4 protein-coding genes are annotated in these 2,789 nt (G+C 59.9%); 2 read left to right on the top strand and 2 right to left on the bottom strand.

Annotation, left to right across the window (positions count from 1 at the left end):
• Both AC1DSG_RS29965 and AC1DSG_RS29970 read right to left on the bottom strand, forming a co-directional pair.
• The coding region (locus tag AC1DSG_RS29965; RefSeq protein ID WP_477794103.1) for a lipid-binding SYLF domain-containing protein at positions 1–365 on the bottom strand (365 nt) is incomplete at its 3' end.
• 23 nt (positions 366–388) lie between these two features.
• A complete protein-coding gene (locus AC1DSG_RS29970; protein ID WP_477794104.1) occupies positions 389–1,084 on the bottom strand; it encodes a winged helix-turn-helix transcriptional regulator in 696 nt (231 codons plus the stop codon).
• Positions 1,085–1,188: 104 nt separating this feature from the next.
• Here AC1DSG_RS29970 and AC1DSG_RS29975 point away from each other — a divergent pair, with 104 nt between their 5' ends.
• Together AC1DSG_RS29975 and AC1DSG_RS29980 are read left to right on the top strand one after the other, a co-directional pair.
• Positions 1,189–2,130 (top strand): carbon-nitrogen hydrolase family protein, encoded by a 942-nt coding sequence (locus tag AC1DSG_RS29975; RefSeq protein WP_477794105.1) that lies wholly within the window; start codon positions 1,189–1,191, stop codon positions 2,128–2,130.
• Between the two features lie 71 nt (positions 2,131–2,201).
• The gene (locus AC1DSG_RS29980) at positions 2,202–2,636 is read left to right on the top strand and encodes a GFA family protein (RefSeq protein ID WP_477794106.1); all 435 of its coding nucleotides are present in this window, start codon (positions 2,202–2,204) and stop codon (positions 2,634–2,636) included.
• The last annotated feature ends 153 nt before the right edge of the window (positions 2,637–2,789 follow it).

Below are 2,789 nucleotides of genomic sequence, written 5' to 3' on the forward strand. Positions count from 1 at the left end.
GTCATGAAGAACATCACGTACCCAAACCTCTGCACGCCCGCCTGAAGGCCGTATGAGGCTGCTGTGGTCGCGTAGTATCCCGTGACTTTTCCGTTCTCGATCAATTCGCCTTCGCCATGCTGTGCGCCGGCGATGAGGCCCGCTTTCAGCACATCAGGGAAAACGAGGATACCCTTGGCTCGCTGCGCGAGAGCGCGCGCTTGTGGCGTTTTGGTATACAAACTCTGTAACGCCGCGTTCGCCTCGCGGTCCATTTCCGCGTTAGCAGCCTTCGCACCAGAGGCGGAAGTTGATTGATCCATTTGGCAGCCCGCAGTGATTGCGAAGATTGAAATCATTGCCATCATTCGAAGGTGTTTGAACATGAGCAATACTCCGTTTTTGATAGTTATTGCAAAGACTCGATTGCAGCGCTCCGGGTACCRGCAAACGCACTCGTGCCAAGCCAGCGCCACAAGTTTTCTGCATCCTGCACGGCGCCGTCTACTCGCAGCTCTCGCGACTGAAGAACCTCTCTGGGTGTGCGGTCGCCCGTCCACACCTCGGTCAACGCGCGCACGCTAGAGTCCACGACGAGCGTGAGTTCGCGGCCGGGGTCGTCGCGGCACAGATCTGCCACGCCCTGTTCGACCACCAACCACCACTCTTGCTCGCCGGACCGTGCGTCGCGGAACCTGAAGTGGATGACTACCGGTCGGGACGGGAACATCTCGATGCGTACAAACCGGCGCACATCCCACATGAGCAGGCCGGCGTCGAGTTCGTTGTCGCGAAGGCGACTGCCTATCCACCGCGAGCCCCAATGGCCTAGCGCCATAATGATGGGACGCAAATCCTCGCCTGCCTCGGTCAGGCTGTACTCCCAGATTTTGCCTGCGGCCGTGCGATGCACGACACCGATCTCTTCCAGGTGGCGCAGCCGCTGTGCCAACAAACTGGTGGACATCCGGGGTACGCCGCGGTGCAGTTCATTGAAGCGTTTACTGCCGCACAGCAGCTCGCGCACGACCAAGGGCGTCCAGCGTTCACACAGTGCTTCAGCACCGCGTGCGACGGTGCAGAACTGACCGTAGCTTTCGTCCATCGCCTGTCCTCCGCAACTACAACGCTTCAGATTCTGCACTAGTCTCGCGACTTCGCCACGCGCACGCTGAAGCCCTCAATAGCCAACCGCCACAGGAGAACGTCATGACCATGATAGCCATCATTCAGCGCCCGCCAGTGCTGCTCGATCGCAGCGCGACGATCGCCCGAGCCGTGCAATCGGTCGCTGAAGCAGCAGCGGCGGGGGGCTCGTTGATTGTTTTACCCGAATCGTTCATTCCTGGTTACCCGTCATGGATCTGGCGGCTGGCGGCGGGAAAGGACGGTGCGGTAATGGGCCAGTTGCACACGCGGCTGCTGGCCAACGCCGTTGATATTGCGAACGGTGACCTGAGCGAATTGTGCGAGGCCGCCCGCGTTCACGCCGTGACGATCGTTTGCGGCATCAATGAATGCGAGCGGCGCAATGGCGGCGGCACGCTTTACAACAGCGTAGTCGTTATTGGTCCGACCGGCGAAGTGCTCAACCGACACCGTAAGCTGATGCCAACGAATCCCGAGCGCATGGTGCATGGCTTCGGTGATGCGTCCGGATTGCGTACGGTCGATACCCCGGTCGGCCGCGTGGGTGCGCTCATCTGCTGGGAAAACTACATGCCATTGGCGCGCTATTCCCTGTATGCCCAGGGGGTGGAAATCTACGTCGCCCCCACGTACGACACGGGCGAGGGCTGGATCTGCACGATGCGTCACATTGCACTGGAAGGTCGCTGCTGGGTGCTCGGCAGTGGCTCCTCGCTGCGCGGCAGCGATGTTCCCGATGACTTCCCGGCTCGTGCGCAGCTGTTTCCCGATCCGGAGGAATGGATCAACGACGGCGACTCGGTGGTGGTCAATCCTCAAGGCCGGATCGTGGCCGGTCCGTTACACCGAGAGGTCGGCATTCTGTATGCGGACATCGACGTCTCACTGGTGGCGCCAGCGAGGAGGGCGCTCGACGTCACCGGGCACTATGCGCGCCCTGACATTTTCGAATTGCAGGTTCGACGCACGCCGGCGACAGCGGTGCGCTACATCGACGGGTAAAACCAGGCAACGCTCCGGCGATCCATCCCAACTCCGGCGGTATGCGTAACCACTGATCAAGGAGTCATTCCATGAGCATTCAAAGGTCTTACAAGGGCAGTTGTTTTTGCGGCGCAGTCGAGTTCACTGTCAGCGGTGAGCCGGCCGCCATGGGCTATTGCCATTGCGAGTCATGTCGGCATTGGTCAGCAGGGCCGGTCAATGCGTTCACGCTGTGGAAACCCGAGGCGGTGCAAGTCACTCGGGGGGCTGACAGCATTGGTACCTACAACAAGACCCCGCAGAGTTATCGCAAATGGTGCAAGCACTGCGGCGGGCACATTTTCACCGAGCACCCGGGGATGGGGCTTATCGATGTGTATGCCGCGGTCATCCCGGATCTCGCGTATTCGCCAGGCGTTCACGTCCACTATCAGGAGACCGTGCTGCACATCAAGGATGGACTGCCCAAGCTGAAGGATGTCCCCAGCGAATTAGGGGGATCGGGTGTTACCGTGGACGAATAGTGCCAGCACGCTTTCATTGATCGAGGTGGCAAGGCAGCTAAAGAGCCGTCCTTCTCGACGAGTTAAATCCACGTCGACTTAGGGCAAGCAGCCTCTACCAAAAGCGGTCGGTGAAACAGGGACACTACTGTCTCCATATATGGGGCATTACAC

Source organism: Pseudomonas sp. P5_A12 (assembly GCF_056400685.1).

Excerpts from the sequence above, each read along its gene's own strand:
- AC1DSG_RS29980 (WP_477794106.1), top strand. The coding sequence starts at position 2,202 with ATGAGCATTCAAAGGTCTTACAAGGGCAGTTGTTTTTGCGGCGCAGTC.
- AC1DSG_RS29975 (WP_477794105.1), top strand. The coding sequence starts at position 1,189 with ATGACCATGATAGCCATCATTCAGCGCCCGCCAGTGCTGCTCGATCGC.